This is a genomic window from Paraburkholderia sp. Ac-20342 (assembly GCF_017104985.1).
Lineage (GTDB): Bacteria > Pseudomonadota > Gammaproteobacteria > Burkholderiales > Burkholderiaceae > Paraburkholderia.
In genome coordinates this window covers 1-16,297 of record NZ_JAAGPQ010000134.1, presented here as the reverse complement: position 1 = coordinate 16,297, position 16,297 = coordinate 1, and the positions used below count along the sequence as shown (strand labels likewise).

13 protein-coding genes are annotated in these 16,297 nt (G+C 65.3%); 7 read left to right on the top strand and 6 right to left on the bottom strand.

Annotated elements, in window-relative coordinates:
• On the bottom strand, nucleotides 1–638 hold a 638-nt coding region (locus tag G3N58_RS31685; RefSeq protein WP_346778310.1), incomplete at its 3' end, for an RNA methyltransferase.
• 329 nt (nucleotides 639–967) lie between these two features.
• Here G3N58_RS31685 and G3N58_RS31680 point away from each other — a divergent pair.
• From G3N58_RS31680 to G3N58_RS31665, 4 genes are all read left to right on the top strand, one after another.
• On the top strand, nucleotides 968–1,771 hold the full coding sequence (locus G3N58_RS31680; protein ID WP_167044997.1) for an inositol monophosphatase family protein: 804 nt from the start codon (nucleotides 968–970) through the stop codon (nucleotides 1,769–1,771).
• Nucleotides 1,772–2,006: 235 nt separating this feature from the next.
• A complete protein-coding gene (gene lplT, locus G3N58_RS31675; protein WP_206001149.1) occupies nucleotides 2,007–3,305 on the top strand; it encodes a lysophospholipid transporter LplT in 1,299 nt (432 codons plus the stop codon).
• Nucleotides 3,306–3,540: 235 nt separating this feature from the next.
• Entirely contained in the window at nucleotides 3,541–6,225 is a 2,685-nt protein-coding gene (mutS, locus tag G3N58_RS31670; protein ID WP_167285511.1) for a DNA mismatch repair protein MutS, read from the top strand.
• Nucleotides 6,212–7,645: a hypothetical protein gene (locus G3N58_RS31665; protein WP_206001152.1), complete on the top strand. Its 1,434-nt coding sequence runs from the start codon at nucleotides 6,212–6,214 to the stop codon at nucleotides 7,643–7,645. The genes mutS and G3N58_RS31665 overlap by 14 nt, the downstream gene beginning before the upstream one ends.
• A 9-nt stretch (nucleotides 7,646–7,654) precedes the next feature.
• On the opposite strand, the gene G3N58_RS31660 is transcribed toward G3N58_RS31665, so the two are convergent.
• On the bottom strand, nucleotides 7,655–8,194 hold the full coding sequence (locus tag G3N58_RS31660) for a peptidylprolyl isomerase (RefSeq protein WP_167044988.1): 540 nt from the start codon (nucleotides 8,192–8,194) through the stop codon (nucleotides 7,655–7,657).
• Between the two features lie 32 nt (nucleotides 8,195–8,226).
• Here G3N58_RS31660 and G3N58_RS31655 point away from each other — a divergent pair, with 32 nt between their 5' ends.
• Nucleotides 8,227–9,552: a cupin domain-containing protein gene (locus tag G3N58_RS31655; RefSeq protein ID WP_206001151.1), complete on the top strand. Its 1,326-nt coding sequence runs from the start codon at nucleotides 8,227–8,229 to the stop codon at nucleotides 9,550–9,552.
• A 232-nt stretch (nucleotides 9,553–9,784) separates the two neighbouring features.
• A complete protein-coding gene (locus tag G3N58_RS34360; protein ID WP_240162941.1) occupies nucleotides 9,785–10,060 on the top strand; it encodes a hypothetical protein in 276 nt (91 codons plus the stop codon).
• A gap of 222 nt (nucleotides 10,061–10,282) precedes the next feature.
• Here G3N58_RS34360 and G3N58_RS31650 read toward each other — a convergent pair whose 3' ends face one another.
• The 4 genes from G3N58_RS31650 to G3N58_RS31635 all read right to left on the bottom strand — a co-directional run bounded on the left by G3N58_RS31650 (nucleotide 10,283) and on the right by G3N58_RS31635 (nucleotide 14,131).
• Complete coding sequence (locus G3N58_RS31650; RefSeq protein WP_206001148.1) at nucleotides 10,283–12,571, bottom strand: ATP-dependent DNA helicase; 2,289 nt, start codon at nucleotides 12,569–12,571, stop codon at nucleotides 10,283–10,285.
• A gap of 64 nt (nucleotides 12,572–12,635) precedes the next feature.
• Nucleotides 12,636–12,854: a DUF465 domain-containing protein gene (locus G3N58_RS31645; protein ID WP_167044979.1), complete on the bottom strand. Its 219-nt coding sequence runs from the start codon at nucleotides 12,852–12,854 to the stop codon at nucleotides 12,636–12,638.
• Between the two features lie 130 nt (nucleotides 12,855–12,984).
• Entirely contained in the window at nucleotides 12,985–13,935 is a 951-nt protein-coding gene (locus tag G3N58_RS31640; protein WP_346778309.1) for a hypothetical protein, read from the bottom strand.
• A gap of 7 nt (nucleotides 13,936–13,942) precedes the next feature.
• Entirely contained in the window at nucleotides 13,943–14,131 is a 189-nt protein-coding gene (locus tag G3N58_RS31635) for a hypothetical protein (protein WP_167044976.1), read from the bottom strand.
• 151 nt (nucleotides 14,132–14,282) lie between these two features.
• On the opposite strand from G3N58_RS31635, the gene G3N58_RS31630 reads away from it, so the two are divergent.
• On the top strand, nucleotides 14,283–16,297 hold a 2,015-nt coding region (locus G3N58_RS31630; RefSeq protein ID WP_206001147.1), incomplete at its 3' end, for a Tex family protein.

Genomic DNA, 16,297 nt, shown 5'->3' with positions numbered 1-16,297 from the left:
CGCTGCGCCGCGCCGACGCCTGCGTGCGACGGGAGCGGCGCGCCGCCTGCCGTGTCGCCGACGCCGACGCCGACGCCAACGCCAACGTCCACACCAAGATAGGCGGTGCGCAGTTCGTACGCGAGCACCTGCACCGCTTGGGCGAGATTGAGCGAGCTATAGGCCGGATTGGCCGGAATATGCGCAAGCGCGCTGCAGCGCTCGACGTCCTCGTTCGACAAGCCCGTGCGCTCGTTGCCGAATACCAGCGCGATCTCGCCGTGTACCGCCTGTTCGTGCGCGATGGCGGCGGCCGCGCGCGGCGTCCATTGCGGCGGGCCGTATTCGCGCAGCCGCGCGGTCAGCGCGATCGACCAGTGCACGCCCGCGAGCGCATCGGCGAGCGTCGGCACGATGTGCACCGAGGCGAGCACGTCGTCGGCGCCGCTCGCCATCGCGATCGCTTCGGGATCGTTCTGCACGTTCGGCACGCGCGGCGACACCAGCACGAGCCGCCAGAAGCCCATGGTCTTCAGCGCGCGCGCCGCGGCGCCGACGTTGCCGGGATGGCTGGGCTCGACGAGCACGAAGCGCGTCGACGTAAAGCCGCCGCGCAGTTCGGCCACGGCGGGATCGGAGGAATGGTGGGTGTGCTCCACGATAAAACTCGGCAGGCTAAAGATGCGTATGGTAGCGCCAACCCGCCGCCGCGCCGAATCATCCGTATGCGCGGCGGCGCCAGGACTCAGGTAAAATGCTGCCTTTCGTGTCCGGCACGGGCAAATGCCCAGGCATTCACCGAACCGGGCGCCACGTTCTTATCCAATTCGTCTCCGTCGACGGAATGCAATACGAGGAATGCGCAGCAGCGCTTTGCCCGGCTTGTTTTCCGTGCTGTTTCCGCGCCTTCGCGGCACCCTGTTAGCGCAGGTTTAGCGCTTATTTTCCGGCAAGCAGCCGTGCTGCCCCGGCACAAGGATCCAGACTCATGCATCCCATGCTCAATATCGCCGTGAAGGCCGCCCGCCGCGCAGCGCAGATCATCAACCGCGCGTCGCTCGACCTTGACCTGGTCCAGGTCAGCAAGAAGCAGCACAACGATTTCGTCACGGAGGTCGACAAAGCGTCGGAAGCCGCGATCATCGAAACGCTGAAGACCGCCTATCCCGATCACGCGATCCTCGCCGAAGAGTCGGGCAAGTCGGACAACGATTCCGAATACCAGTGGATCATCGATCCGCTCGACGGCACCACCAACTTCATCCACGGCTTTCCGTACTACTGCGTGTCGATCGCGCTCGCGCACAAAGGTATCGTCACGCAGGCCGTCGTCTACGATCCGAACCGCAACGACCTGTTCACTGCCTCGCGCGGCCGTGGCGCGTTCCTCAACGACCGCCGCATCCGCGTCGCCAAGCGCGACCGCCTTGCCGACTGCCTGATCGGCACCGGCTTCCCGTTCCGCGAGCAGGACAGCCTCGAAGCGTACGGCCGCCAGTTCGCCGAAATGACCGAAGCCTGCGCGGGCCTGCGCCGTCCGGGCGCCGCCGCGCTCGATCTCGCGAACGTCGCCGCCGGCCGCATGGACGGCTTCTTCGAGCAGGGTCTGCACCCGTGGGACGTCGCGGCGGGCAGCCTGCTGATCACGGAAGCGGGCGGTCTGGTCGGCAACTACACGGGCGACTCGGACTTCCTGCACGTCGGCGAAGTCGTCGCGGGCAACCCGAAGGTCTACGCGCAGATGATTCCGGTTCTGTCGCGCTACAGCCGCACGCGTCAGCAGTCGGCCTGACGCGTGCCGCCGCGGGCTGCGGGCGGACTCGCGTAATCGGCGCACGGCAAAGCGGCTTCGGCCGCTTTTTTTGTTGGCTGCACTGCAGCGTACACACGTTCGTGCTACAAAGCCGGGGTGCCATGCGCTCTCCTGCCGGCGCGGTTTGCCGGTGTCGGTGCGGGCCGCTGCCACGCCCTGTTGCCGCTCCCTCGCCGCCCTCTTCCCGACTCGCGCGCAGCCTCTCATCCGCTTCATGAAAAAAGGCTTTTACACGATCATTGCGGCGCAATTCGTTTCGTCGCTCGCGGACAACGCGCTGCTGATCGCCGCCATCGCGCTGCTTTCGGTAATCCGCTCGGCTGCCTGGGTCACCCCGCTGCTGCAAATCTTCTTCACGATTTCATACGTGCTGCTCGCGCCCTTCGTCGGCGCGTTCGCGGACTCGCTGCAAAAGCGCCACGTGATGTTCATCTCCAACGCGCTCAAGGCGAGCGGCTGCCTGCTGATGATCGCCGGCGTTCATCCGATGATTGCGTACGGCGTGGTCGGCTTTGGCGCGGCGGCCTATTCGCCGGCCAAGTACGGCATCCTCACCGAGCTGCTGCCCGCCGACAAGCTCGTCCAGGCCAATGCATGGCTCGAATCGGCCACGGTCCTTTCGACGATCGCCGGCACGATGCTCGGCGGCGCGCTGATCAGCGTGTCGATCGGGCACTTCGTCGCGCACGCGCATCTGCCGCTGATCGGCTCCGCCGCCGATCTCGCGATGTTCGCGGTGATGGTCACTTACGCCGTCGCCGCCGCGATCAACGTCTTCATTCCCGACACCGGCGCGCGCTATCCGAACCGTCTGTCGGAGCCGAAGAAGCTGGTCGGCGAATTCCATCACTGCTTTCATGTGCTGTGGGCCGACAAGCTCGCGCAGATCGCGCTGTGGGTCACGACGCTGCTGTGGGGTGCCGCGGTGACGATGCAGTTGCTCGTGCTCAAATGGGCGAACGTGAACCTTGGGCTGACGTTGCCGAAAGCAGCGGTCATGCAGGGCGTGAGCGGCATCGGCATCGCGCTCGGCGCGACGGCCGCCGCCGCGTTGATTCCGCTGCGCAAATCGCTGCGCGTGCTGCCGGTCGGCGTGCTGACCGGCGCGGTGGCGATCGCGATGGCGTTCTACAACAAGGATCTGTTCCCGCCCGGCGCGGGCCTGCGCATCGGCTCGCACGTCGCGCCCGCCTATCTCCTGCTCGCCTATCCGCTGATGATCGTGCTCGGCGCGCTGTCGGGCTTTTTCATCGTGCCGATGAACGCGCTTCTCCAGCATCGCGGCGCGACGCTGCTGTCGCCCGGCCACTCGATCGCCGTGCAGAACTTCAACCAGAACCTCGCCGTGCTGCTGATGCTCGGCATGTATGCGCTGCTGCTCATCGCGAAGCTGCCCGCGCAATGGATCATCGTCGTGTTCGGCAGTTTCATCACGCTGCTGATGTGGCTCGCCATGCGGCGCAGCGCCGTGAACGAGCGCATGGTCGACATGCGTGCGATGGTCGAGGAATGAATGCATGACGATTCGCCTTCGGTGATTCGGTGGCTCGATGACTCCGGCAAGCGCGCGTCTCGGCGCGCCGCCACGGCGATACGCATCGTCGCAGCCCGCCCGTTCGCGCTGCCGTGGAGATTTCATGCTGCCACAGCCGTTTTGCGTCGTGCATCGGCCGTTCGGCCAGGGTCCGTTCGCCGCGCGGGCGGGTTAAACTCACGCCCTGAGCATCTACCGCAAGAAGACACCAAGGATGGGCATTCAAACCGCAGCGGCCAACGACGTCGCACAACACACTCCAATGATGCAGCAATATTTGCGCATCAAAGCGGAGCATCCGGGCACGCTCGTGTTCTACCGGATGGGCGACTTCTACGAACTCTTTTTCGACGACGCGGAGAAAGCCGCGCGGCTGCTCGATCTGACGCTCACGCAGCGCGGCGCGTCGGCGGGCAATCCGATCAAGATGGCCGGCGTGCCGCATCACGCGGTCGAACAGTATCTGGCCAAGCTCGTGAAGCTCGGCGAATCCGTGGCGATCTGCGAACAGATCGGCGACCCGGCCACCTCGAAAGGGCCGGTCGAGCGCAAGGTCGTCCGTGTGGTCACACCGGGCACGCTGACGGATGCCGCGCTGCTGTCCGACAAGAGCGACGTTTACCTGCTCTCGATGTGCGTCGCGCACAATCGCCGCGGCGTTGCGACGAGCGTCGGCCTCGCATGGCTCAATCTCGCGAGCGGCGCACTGCGTCTCGCGGAAGTCGCGCCCGACCAGGTGGCCGCGGCACTCGAACGCATTCGCCCCGCTGAAATTCTCGTCGCCGACGCGAGCGCCGATTCGGCAAGCTGGACGCCGCCCACCAACGCGGGCGCACTCACGCGCATGCCGGCCTGGCACTTCGATATCGCGTCGGGCACGAAGCGCCTGTGCGACCAGCTCGAAGTGGCAAGCCTCGACGGCTTCGGCGCGCATTCGCTCGGCTGCGCGTGCGGCGCGGCCGGTGCGTTGCTGCTCTACGCGGCGTCCACGCAAGGCCAGCAATTGCGACACGTGCGCAGCCTGAAGGTCGAATACGAGTCCGAATATATCGGCCTCGACCCCGCCACGCGCCGCAACCTCGAACTCACGGAAACACTGCGCGGCACCGAATCGCCGACGCTGTGCTCGCTGCTCGACACCTGCTGCACGACAATGGGCAGCCGCCTGCTGCGTCACTGGCTGCACCATCCGCCGCGCGAATCGGCGGTTGCGCAGGCGCGTCAGCAGGCCATCGGCGCGCTACTCGACGCGCCGCCCGGCGCCGATCTCGATACCTTGCGCCAGGCATTGCGGCAGATCGCGGATATCGAGCGGATCACCGGACGTCTCGCCCTGCTCTCGGCGCGGCCGCGCGATCTGTCGAGCCTGCGCGATACGTTCATCGCGCTGCCGGCACTGCGCGCGCAGCTTGCCGCGGTGTCGTCGAACGCGGCTTCGCTCGCGCGCATCGACGCGGCGCTGGAGCCGCCAGCCGAGTGCGTCGAACTGCTCAGGCACGCGGTCACGCAGGAGCCGGCCGCGATGGTGCGCGACGGCGGCGTGATCGCACGCGGCTACGACGCGGAGCTCGATGAACTGCGCGACATTTCGGAGAATTGCGGGCAATTCCTGATCGATCTCGAAACGCGCGAACGCGCGCGCACCGGCATCGGCAATCTGCGCGTCGAGTACAACAAGGTGCACGGCTTCTATATCGAAGTCACGCGCGGCCAAACCGACAAGGTGCCCGACGACTATCGCCGCCGTCAGACGCTGAAGAATGCCGAGCGCTACATCACGCCGGAACTGAAGACCTTCGAGGACAAAGCGCTCTCCGCCCAGGAGCGTGCGCTTGCGCGCGAGCGCGCGTTGTACGACGCGTTGCTGCAAGCACTCCTGCCGTTCATTCCGGACTGCCAGCGCGTCGCCTCGGCACTGGCCGAACTCGATCTGCTGGCGGCTTTTGCCGAACGCGCCCGCGCGCTCGACTGGGTCGCGCCGAGCTTCTGCGCGGATGCCGGCATCGACATCGAGCAGGGCCGCCATCCGGTGGTCGAGGCCCAGGTCGAGCAGTTCATCGCGAACGACTGCATGCTCGCCGCCGAGCGCAAGCTGCTGCTGATCACCGGCCCGAACATGGGCGGTAAATCGACGTTCATGCGTCAGACCGCGCTGATCGCGCTGCTCGCCTACGTGGGCAGCTACGTGCCGGCACGGCGCGCGGCCTTCGGGCCGATCGACCGCATCTTCACGCGCATCGGCGCGGCGGACGATCTCGCCGGCGGCCGCTCGACCTTCATGGTCGAAATGACCGAAGCCGCCGCGATCCTCAACGACGCGACACAGCACAGCCTCGTGCTGATGGATGAGATCGGCCGTGGCACCTCGACGTTCGACGGTCTCGCGCTCGCCTGGGCGATCGCACGGCACCTGCTCGCGCACAACGGCTGCTACACGCTGTTCGCAACGCACTACTTCGAGCTGACGCAACTGCCGCTGGAATTTCCGCACGCGGCCAACGTGCATCTGTCGGCGGTCGAACACGGGCATGGCATCGTGTTCCTGCATGCGGTCGACGAAGGGCCGGCCAACCAGAGCTACGGTCTGCAGGTCGCGCAACTGGCCGGGGTGCCGAACGCGGTGATCCGCGCGGCGCGCAAGCATCTCGCACATCTCGAACAGCAATCGGCCGCACAGCCCGCGCCGCAACTCGATCTGTTCGCCGCGCCGCCGATGCTCGCCGAAGACGCGGACGACGACAACGATGCCGACACCCATGCGTCACCCGCATCGCCCGCGATGCAGGCCGTCGTCGAGCGTCTGCGCGGCATCGATCCGAACGATCTGCGGCCGCGCGAAGCACTCGATCTGCTGTACGAACTACATGAACTGGCCGTCGCGCCGGATGCGGACCGTTGACGCACACCGGCATCCCCAACGGCCGCGCGAGTTTCGCGCGGCGCTGAGCCACGCTCGCGCGCTCGTGGGCGGCATCGCCGCGCTCGCGGCACTGTGCGCGTGGACCACGCCTGCGCGGGCCGAGGCCTCGCGTTTCACGTTCGCGGTCATCGCGGACACGATGCGCAGCCCCGCCGACGAAGCCTCCACACAGCGGTTGCTCGATGCGATCGGCCGCGAGCGCGCGGTGCGCTTCATTGTCTACGACGGCAATCTGAAGGGGCCGAAGGAAGTCTGCCGCGACACGCTTTACGAGCGCCGTTACGCGCTGCTCGAAAACTCGCGCCTGCCGCTCTTCTTCATTCCCGGCGAACACGACTGGGTCGATTGCGGGACGGCCGAAGCCGGCGGCTTCGATCCGGTCGAGCGGCTCGATCTGCTGCGGCAAACGCTATTCGCCGACTCCACCTCGATGGGCCAGAACCCGATTGCCTTGACGCGCGAAAGCGAAGTCTCGCGCTTTCGTCCGTTCCGTGAAAACGTGCGCTGGGTCATGAGCGAAAGCGCGAACGAGAAGGCAAACGACAGGACCGCCGATCAGGCCCGCGACATCGTGTTCGTCGGCCTGAACGCGCCGGGGCCGAACAATCACTATCTGACCGCGGGCGGCCGCAACGGCGAGTTCGAGGATCGCGTGATCGCCAATGCATTCTGGCTCGAACACGCGGGCGAATATGCGAAACGCCGCGACGCGCGTGCGATCGTCGTGTTCATCGAGGGCGACTTCGATCCGGAGCGCTACAAGCGGCCCGAGCGGTTCGCGTGGCTGCATTTCGCGCGCAGCACGCGTCGCGATGGCTTTCTCGAACTCAAGCGCAGCCTCGTCAAGCTCGCGCAGACTTTTCACGGGCCCGTGGTCGTGATTCATGCCGACGACGAACGCGTGGCCGGCGGCTTCGTGATCGATCAGCCACTACGCAACGACAAGGGCATGGCCGTGACGAACCTCACGCGTATCGGGCTTGCGCCGCGCGATCGTTTTAACCAGTGGATTCAGATTGAAGCGGATTTCGGCAGGAAAACGCCGTTCCGTGTGAGCGCGCACGACGTGCCGAAACAGATACCGCTGCCGACTACGCCGCCGCTGCAATCGCACGATGAATCCGGTGCGTCGATGTCGGGCTCGCCCGATATGCCGAATGTGCCGGGCTTCGGTCCGGCGTCGGAATTGCCGCCGCTGCTGCCGCAGGCACCAGGCGCACCTGGTACACCCGGCGGGCCACAGCTGGATCAGGAAGGTAGTGAATATGAGCCGGCGATTTCGATGCCGCCGGGGTCGATACTGCCGGCTTCGCCATCGGTGCCGGCACCCTCGCCTGCGTCGGCACCGGCCACGTCGCCGCGCGTGCCGCCGGGCACGCCTTCAGGCGCACCCGGCTGAGCGGCAAGCTCAGTGCAAAGTGGGTTTGGAGTCGTCTTCTTCGTCGTCCTCGTCGTCGTCGAGAACTTCGAGGCCGTCGGCGCCGTGCGCGTGTTCGTGTTCGATTTCGTCTTCGGTCGCGGGGCGCACGTCTTTCACGGTCAGCGCGAAACGCAGTGCCATGCCGGCCAGCGGATGGTTACCGTCGAGCACGACCTTGTCTTCCGCGACGTCGGTCACGACGTACACCAGCGCATCGATTTCCTCGTCGCCATCTTCCGGCGTGCCTTCGAACTGCATGCCGACTTCGAGCGGTTCCGGGAAACGATCGCGCGGTTCGATCTTCACGAGTTCGGGATCGTACTCGCCGAATGCGTCTTGCGGCTCGAGCTGGATCTGGGTCTCGAAGCCGGCCTCGTGGCCGTCGAGCTCTTCCTCGATCTTGGGGAACGTGCCATCATAGCCGCCGTGCAGATAGACCATCGGCTCGTCGCTCTCCTCAATCAGATTGCCTTGAGCATCCGACAGCTTGTAGGCGACCGACACGACGGTGTTCTTTGCAATTTTCATTCGATTCTCCAGAATACAGCTCTCATTATACGATGCCGAGGCGCCCCACTCACCTCCCGGCCGATGCAGCTTCGGCACGCAATTCCTCGTCTGCTTCAAAGCCTGACTCAAAACCCAACTCAAGGCCTGAGTCAAAGCCTGATTCAAAGCCAGCCTCAAAGCCCGTTTCGAAGCCCACCGCAATGCCCACGCTCCCACCTTCACCCGACATACCGACCGCATTGCTCGGCAATCTGACGCCGTCGCAATTCATGCGCCGCTACTGGCAGAAAAAACCGCTGCTGATCCGCCAGGCGATTCCGGACCTCGAAGCGCCGCTGTCGCGCGACGAACTTTTCGAGCTGGCCGATCAGGACGATGTCGAAGCGCGCCTGATCACCCACTTCCGCAACAGGTGGCAACTCGAACACGGCCCGTTCGCCCCCGACGAGTTGCCGTCGCTCAAGCAGCGCGCATGGACGCTGCTCGTGCAAGGCGTGGACCTGCACAATGATCGCGCCCGCGACCTGCTGAACCGCTTCCGCTTCGTGCCGGACGCGCGGCTCGACGACCTGATGATCTCGTACGCGAGCGACGGCGGCGGCGTCGGCCCCCACTTCGATTCCTACGATGTGTTTCTTTTGCAAGTAAAAGGCAAGCGCCGCTGGCGCATCAGCGCGCAGAAAGACCTGACGCTGCAAGCCGGCTTGCCCTTGAAAGTTTTACAGAACTTCGAGCCCGAAGAGGAGTGGGTGCTGGAGCCCGGCGACATGCTGTATCTGCCGCCGCACATCGCGCATGACGGTATTGCCGAAGGCGAATGCATGACCTGCTCGATCGGTTTTCGCGCGCCCTCCGCGAGCGAGTTGACCGCGCAGTTTCTCTACCATCTGGCCGAGCGCGGCGAGTCCGCGGGCAAGGCCGGCGTGCTTTACCGCGATCCGCAGCAACCGGCCGTCGAGCGTCCGGCCGAGCTGCCGGCGGCGCTCGTCGAGAAGGTTGGCGCGATCCTTGCTCGAATCAAATGGAATGAGCAGGACATTGCGTCGTTCCTTGGCACGTATCTCAGTGAACCCAAGCCGAGCGTCGTCTTCGATCCGCCGCAACGGCCGCTCAACGAGGCCCGTTTCGTCAGCGAAGTGTCGAAACGTGGCCTGCGGCTCGACCGCAAGACCAACCTGTTGTATGAACGCCGTTTTTTCTTCGTAAATGGAGAAGAAATGTCGTGGGACGGCGCGAAAAAATGGCTGTTTGATCTCGCTAATCTACGGTGCATGAGTGCGAAACGCTTTGTAACACTCTCGCACGATTCATCGGTGACAGCACTGCTACACGAGTGGTATTGTGCGGGCTGGATACAGGTGGGCGAGCTTGCGTAAGTCTGCCCGCGTGCTATACCGTACAGTGAAATTTTGTATGAGAAAGACAACGTATTGACCCCGGATTTATCGACTGTCAGTACGAAAGTGCATATAATTTCCGCCCAAGCCGTAGGGAAGATTTCAGCTCGTCAAAAGAGCATCTCCACCAGCGGCCCAGGTCGGTGTTGGAGCACATTACCGGTTTTATTTTGCGCTGTTGCTTACCTTTAAACCATAAAAGGACGTGATCATGAAGAAATCCCTCCTCGTAGCATCCCTGTTGGCAGCTGTGGCACTGGCTGCATGCAACAAGAGCAACGACCAGGCCGCCGCACCGGCTAGCGACGCAGCTGCTGCTTCGGCACCGGCTGCTGCAGCTTCGGACGCAGCAGCTGCTGCGTCGGGTGCTGCTGCTGCTGCGAGCGACGCTGCTGCTTCGGCTACGGCTGCTGCTTCGGACGCGACCGCTGCCGCTTCGGACGCTGCGGCTTCGGCTGCTGCTCCGGCTTCGGGCGCAAGCCAGTAAGCTGTCGTGTAGGGTTCTGCCTCGGGAAATCGTCGCGATTTCCCGGGCAGTCAGGCAAAACGCCACGGATTCATCTCCGTGGCGTTTTGTTTTATGGCTGCGTTTTTGCAGCAAGGTTTTTTAGCTGTTCTGCTTAAGAGCCAGCCTGAAAACCGTCGAAAAAATGCCGCTTTTTAAAGCGGCATTTTTTTAAGCAGAACCCGCGCGCTTCGCCTCTGTCGGCTATTGAGCCGGCGTCGCACGCTCTTCGAAGAACTCGCGCACCACGTCGATCTCGCGGGTACGCTTGAACGGCGGCAGGCTCTGCCAGATACGGCGGCCATACGGCTTCTCGACGAGGCGCGTATCGCAGATCATCAGCACGCCGCGATCGGTCTCCGCGCGAATCAAACGCCCCGCGCCCTGCTTGAGCGTAATCACGGCCTGCGGCAACTGGTGCACGGCGAACGGGCTCAAGCCTTTCTTCGTCAACGCATCGAGCCGTGCGGACAGCACCGGGTCATCGGGCGGCGCGAACGGCAGCTTGTCGATCACGACGAGCGACAGCGCATCGCCGCGCACATCCACTCCTTCCCAGAAGCTCTGGCTGCCGACCAGAATCGCGTTGCCGTACGCCCGGAAGCGATCGAGCAATTCGGTGCGGCTCGCATCGCCCTGCACGAGCAGCGGATAGTCCCAGCCGCGCGCCTCGATCACGTCGCGCAACTTCGCCGAGATACGGTCCACCGCGCGCAGCGTCGTGCACAGCATGAAGACGCCGCCGCCCGACGCTTCGATCGCGGGCAGCGCCGCATCGAACACCGCGTCCGTGAACATCGGCGACGACGGCTGCGGCAGATTGCGCGGCACATACAGCAGCCCCTGCGAGGGGTAGTCGAACGGGCTCGGCAAGGTCATCGAGCGTTTCGAGTTCAACCCCATCTGTGCCGCATAGTGCGTGAAGTCGCCGCGCACCGACAACGTCGCCGACGTGAAGATCCACGCACGCGGCACGCCGGCGCGCTGCTTGGCGAAAATCGGCGCAACCGACAGCGGCGTTTCGTGCAACTGCACCGTATGCGAGAACACTTCGATCCAGCGCACCTTTTCGTTCGGATCGGCGTGCCCGGTCTTGCCGCCGGCCGCAGTGCCGCCGCCCTCACCCTCGCGCGGATTGGCCGCGTCGCGCTCGGCGGCCGACGGCGGCGTGGTCCAGCCACTCAGCACGTCCTGCAATTCGCGAGCGCGACGCAGACACGCGCCGATCGATTCCGCGCGCTCGGCCTGCCCCGCGAGCGCGGCGGCCAATGCGTCGAGTTCGGTTTCGAGCGTTTCGAGCGCCGCGAACAGCGGATGATCGTCGGGCAACTGGCCGATCGACAGACGCAGCGTGTCTTCCTTGAACGCGAGCCGCACGTCGCGCGCGGCACGCTCGAGCGTCGCGCCGAGCTTGACCCAGTCGAGCGCATCGCGCGCATGGCCCAAACCCTCGGCCACCGAATCGCGCGCGAGTTCGAGAAACTGCGCGGTCGACAGCGTCTCGCCGAAGAACAGCGTAGCGGTTTCGGGCAACTGATGCGCTTCGTCGAAGACGACCGTATTGGCCGTGGGCAGCAACTCGGCCATGCCGGTATCGCGCAACATGATGTCGGCGAAAAAGAGATGGTGGTTGACCACCACGATGTCGGCCTGCTGCGCTTCGCGGCGCGCCTGCATCACGAAGCAGTCCTTGTAGTGCGGACACTCCTGGCCGAGACAGTTATCGCGCGTCGACGTCACCATCGACCACACCTGCGCCGTTTCCGGCACGCTCGCGAGTTCGGCCTTGTCGCCAGTGCGCGTGATCTTCGCGAAGCGCACGATGTCCTGCAGATACGAGGTTTCCTGGCGCGACGGCAGACGGCCGTTGTCGGCCGTGCGTTGCAGGTAGTAGTGGCACAGATAGTTCGCGCGCCCCTTGAGCATCGCGACCGACACCGGCACCGCGAGCGCGTCGCGCACGGTCGGAATGTCGCGCTGGAACAGCTGGTCCTGTAAGTGCTTGGTGCCCGTCGAGACAATCACCTTGCCGCCCCACAGCATGGCCGGCACGAGGTACGCATAGGTCTTGCCGGTGCCGGTGCCCGCCTCGACGATCAGCGTGTTCTCGCCGCCGTCGAGGCCGTCGGATTCGGCGCTATCGGTGGTCTCGGCGGCGGCATCGCTACCCGTCTGCTGCAGACGCCGCGCCGGACGCTTCTGCGCCTCGAACATCGCGGGCTCGGGCAGCGCGCGGCCCGACGCTTCCATCGCCGCGGCGACGGCACGCGCCATCTCGATCTGCGATGCGCGCGGCCGGTAGCCGTCGATCTGGCGCGCGAGCAAGCCGTTGTCGGCGAAGATATCGTCGAGCTCCACAGCACGGCGTCGGTCCAGCGTCACGCCGGCCACGGACGCAGCCGCGCGCGGCGCCGGAGCCGGAGCCGGCGCGCCGGCGGTGGATGCAGCGTCGCCCGGCGCGGTCCGGGATGAGGTGTCATGCGGTGAATTCAAGGCAAGCGTTTCCTGCGAAGTCCGGCTCGCGCGCTGCGCGCCCGGCGCCTGCCAGGCCGCGAACTCAGGCGCGTACGTCCGGTTCGAGCTGCAATTGCAGCAAGATGATGGTGTCCTTGACTTTGAGCTTGCGCTTTTTCAGGCGCTGCAGCTCAAGGTCGTCGATGCCGGGCTCATCCGACATCCGGTCGATCAACCGGTCGAGCCCACTATGCTCCGATTCCAGTTGCAGAATGCGGTCACGGAGTGTGTTCCCGTCGATGACGTGATGACGATCGCGCATGCTCGCCTCCTCTCGTCGAAGGCATGAACTGCGCGCGCAGCCCGATGCCTGAGGTTGCTGTCCGGCTCAAAACGCGTTACGGCGACTACGGTGGTGCCGGCCACGAGCCGGCACCGGCTACAGCACGCGACTACTCCTGCTGCTGTTGCTGTTTCTGCTGCTCTTCGAGTTGCTGCTGCTTCAACTGGTCCTGACGCTTCTGCTCGGCCTTCTCGGCGGCCTGCTTCTGGCGGGCTTCGACGTCGAGCTTGTGCTGCGCCGCATCGGCCTGCTTGCGCTCGAAATTCTGCTGCTTCTGCTCGCGCTCCTGCGCCTTTTGCACGCCCTGCTGACGCGCTTCCTCGAGCTTGCGCTGGTAGTCGCTCTGCTTCTGGTCGTAGGCCTGCTGATTGGCCGCCGCCTGCGCCGGCGTGACGCCGCGTTGTGCCTGATCGAGCGCGTGCTGGTGCTGCTTGTCTTCGTAGGCCTGCGCGTTGGCCGCGCGCTGCGGCGCCTCGGCGTTGCGCTGCGCCTGATCGAGCGCGTTCTGGCGCTGCTTCTCCTGATACGCCTGCTCGTTGCGCGCGTCTTCGGCGGCCCGTTGCGGCGCTTCCGCCTCGTTTTGCGCGCGCCGCAAGGCGGTGCGCTGGTCGCGCTCGCGAGCGCGCTGTGCGCGCTGCTCGGCGTCGAGCGTCAGCTGTTCCTTGCGGATTTGCGCCTGCACCGTGCGCATCGAATCGCGCGCGCGGTCCAGACAGTGATTGACGAAAAAGCGGCTGTAGCAGTTGTGCTGCGCGAGCGCGTACTGGTAGTTGTTGTCGTCGCTGCGCTGGTCGAGCACTTGTTGCCGATCCTCGAACGATTTGTCGAGCGCGGCCGCGTCGCTCACGCTCTGCGGACTGTCGGCGCTCGTTGCGCCGGTTGCTGTTGTCGCTGTCGTCGTGCTTGCAGGCTGATTTGCCGACTGAGCGGCTGCCGGGACGGTGGCCGTCGCCGCCGGCTGCGCGGCCTGCGCGATAGCCGGCCGGGGCACGCCGAGCGCCACGGCGATCACGCACGAGGCGCCCACCGCCGCCAGCCTGCGCGGCGCAAACCGAATCACCCCGAAATCAGCCGCGCAAGCAGGCTTCGCGCCCGCTGCGGCACGCGCCATCGGTACGGGCGAACCGGCCGCCAAACGCGGCGAAGAAAGCGGCAATTGAGACAAATCCCGAGACAAGCCCGGAGACGAACCCGACGACAAAAAAGAGACCAGGCGATTGAGCGACAAGGAGATTGGCAACGTCGTAGAAGGTCAACGGAACATGCCCGAAATTCTAACACCGCGCGGTTGAGCCTCCTGGCATTTATGGCAAAATGCCCCGCTCCTGGTCGCGGCGCATGCCCGGCCTGTCCGACCTGCCGCCCGCGCGCGGCCCCTCACTGAGTCCGCAGGAACACCAAGACCTTATGACGGAAACCGTAGCACTCAAGATCGTCCAGCGCATCGCCACTGAACTGTCCGTCCAGCCGCGCCAGGTCGCGGCCGCCGTGGAACTTCTCGACGAAGGCGCGACCGTTCCGTTCATCGCCCGTTACCGCAAGGAAGTGACCGGCAATCTCGACGACACGCAACTGCGCAACCTCGAGGAACGCCTGCTGTATCTGCGCGAGCTGGAAGACCGGCGCGCGGCGATCATCTCAAGCATCGACGAACAGGGCAAGCTCACCGACGAGCTGCGCGCCGCGATCGAAGGCGCCGACAGCAAGCAGGTGCTGGAAGACCTCTATCTGCCGTACAAGCCGAAGCGCCGCACGCGTGCGCAGATCGCGCGCGAAGCCGGTTTGCAGCCGCTCGCGGACGCCTTGCTCTGTAATCCGCTGCTCGATCCGCAAACCGAAGCCGCGGCCTACGTGGATGCCGAGAAAGGCATCGCCGACGTGAAGGCCGCGCTCGACGGCGCGCGCGACATCCTCTCCGAGCAGTTCGGTGAAACGGCCGAGCTGCTCGGCAAGCTGCGCGACTACCTGTTCAACCAGGGCGTGGTGTCGTCGAAGGTCGTGGAAGGCAAGGAAACCGCCGAGGAAGAGAAATTCCGCGACTACTACGACTACGCCGAAACGATCCGCACGGTGCCCTCGCATCGCGCGCTGGCCCTCTTCCGCGGCCGCAATGCGGGCGTGCTGATGATCAAGCTCGGCTTGGGCGAGGAACTCGACGCGCAGGTGCCGCATCCGGGCGAAGCGCTGATCGCGCGGCACTTCGGCATTGCCAATCAGAACCGCCCCGCCGACAAGTGGCTCTCCGACGTGTGCCGCTGGTGCTGGCGCGTGAAGGTGCAGCCGCACCTCGAAAACGAACTGCTGACCAATCTGCGCGACGAAGCCGAACACGAAGCGATCCGCGTGTTCGCGCGCAATCTGAAAGACCTGCTGCTCGCGGCACCGGCCGGCCCGAAGGCCGTGATCGGCCTCGATCCGGGCCTGCGCACGGGCGTGAAGGTGGCGGTGGTCGATCGTACCGGCAAGGTGCTCGCGACCGACACGATCTATCCGCACGAGCCGCGCCGCGACTGGGACGGCTCGCTCGCGAAGCTCGCGCGCATCGCCGCGCAGACCCAGGCCGAGCTGATCAGCATCGGCAACGGCACCGCCTCGCGCGAGACCGACAAGCTCGCGAGCGAACTGATCTCGCGTCATCCGGAATTGAAGCTGCAAAAGATCGTCGTGTCGGAAGCGGGTGCGTCGGTGTATTCGGCGTCCGAACTCGCCGCGAAGGAATTCCCCGACATGGACGTGTCGCTGCGCGGCGCGGTGTCGATCGCGCGCCGTCTGCAGGACCCGCTCGCCGAACTCGTGAAGATCGAACCGAAGGCGATCGGTGTCGGCCAGTATCAGCACGACGTGAATCAGCGCGAACTCGCGCGCTCGCTCGATGCGGTCGTCGAGGACTGCGTGAACGCGGTCGGCGTCGATGCGAACACCGCGTCGGTCGCGCTGCTCGCGCGCGTGTCGGGTTTGAATGCGACGCTCGCGCGCAACATCGTCGACTATCGCGATGCGAACGGGCCGTTCCCGTCGCGCGAGCATCTGCGTAAAGTGCCGCGTCTCGGCGACAAGACCTTCGAGCAGGCGGCCGGCTTCCTGCGCATCAACAACGGCGAGAATCCGCTCGACCGTTCGTCGGTGCACCCGGAAGCGTATCCGGTCGTCGAGCGGATTCTCGCGAAGATCAGCCGGCAGGTCGGCGAAGTGCTCGGCAATCGCGATGCGCTGCGCGGGCTCTCGCCGACCGAATTCGTCGACGAGCGCTTCGGCCTGCCGACCGTGCGCGACATTCTGCTCGAACTTGAAAAGCCGGGCCGCGATCCGCGTCCCGAGTTCAAGACCGCCACGTTCCGTGAAGGGGTCGAGAAGGTCAGCGATCTGATCCCTGGCATGGTGCTCGAAGGCGTCGTGACGAACGTTGCCGCATTCGGCGCGTA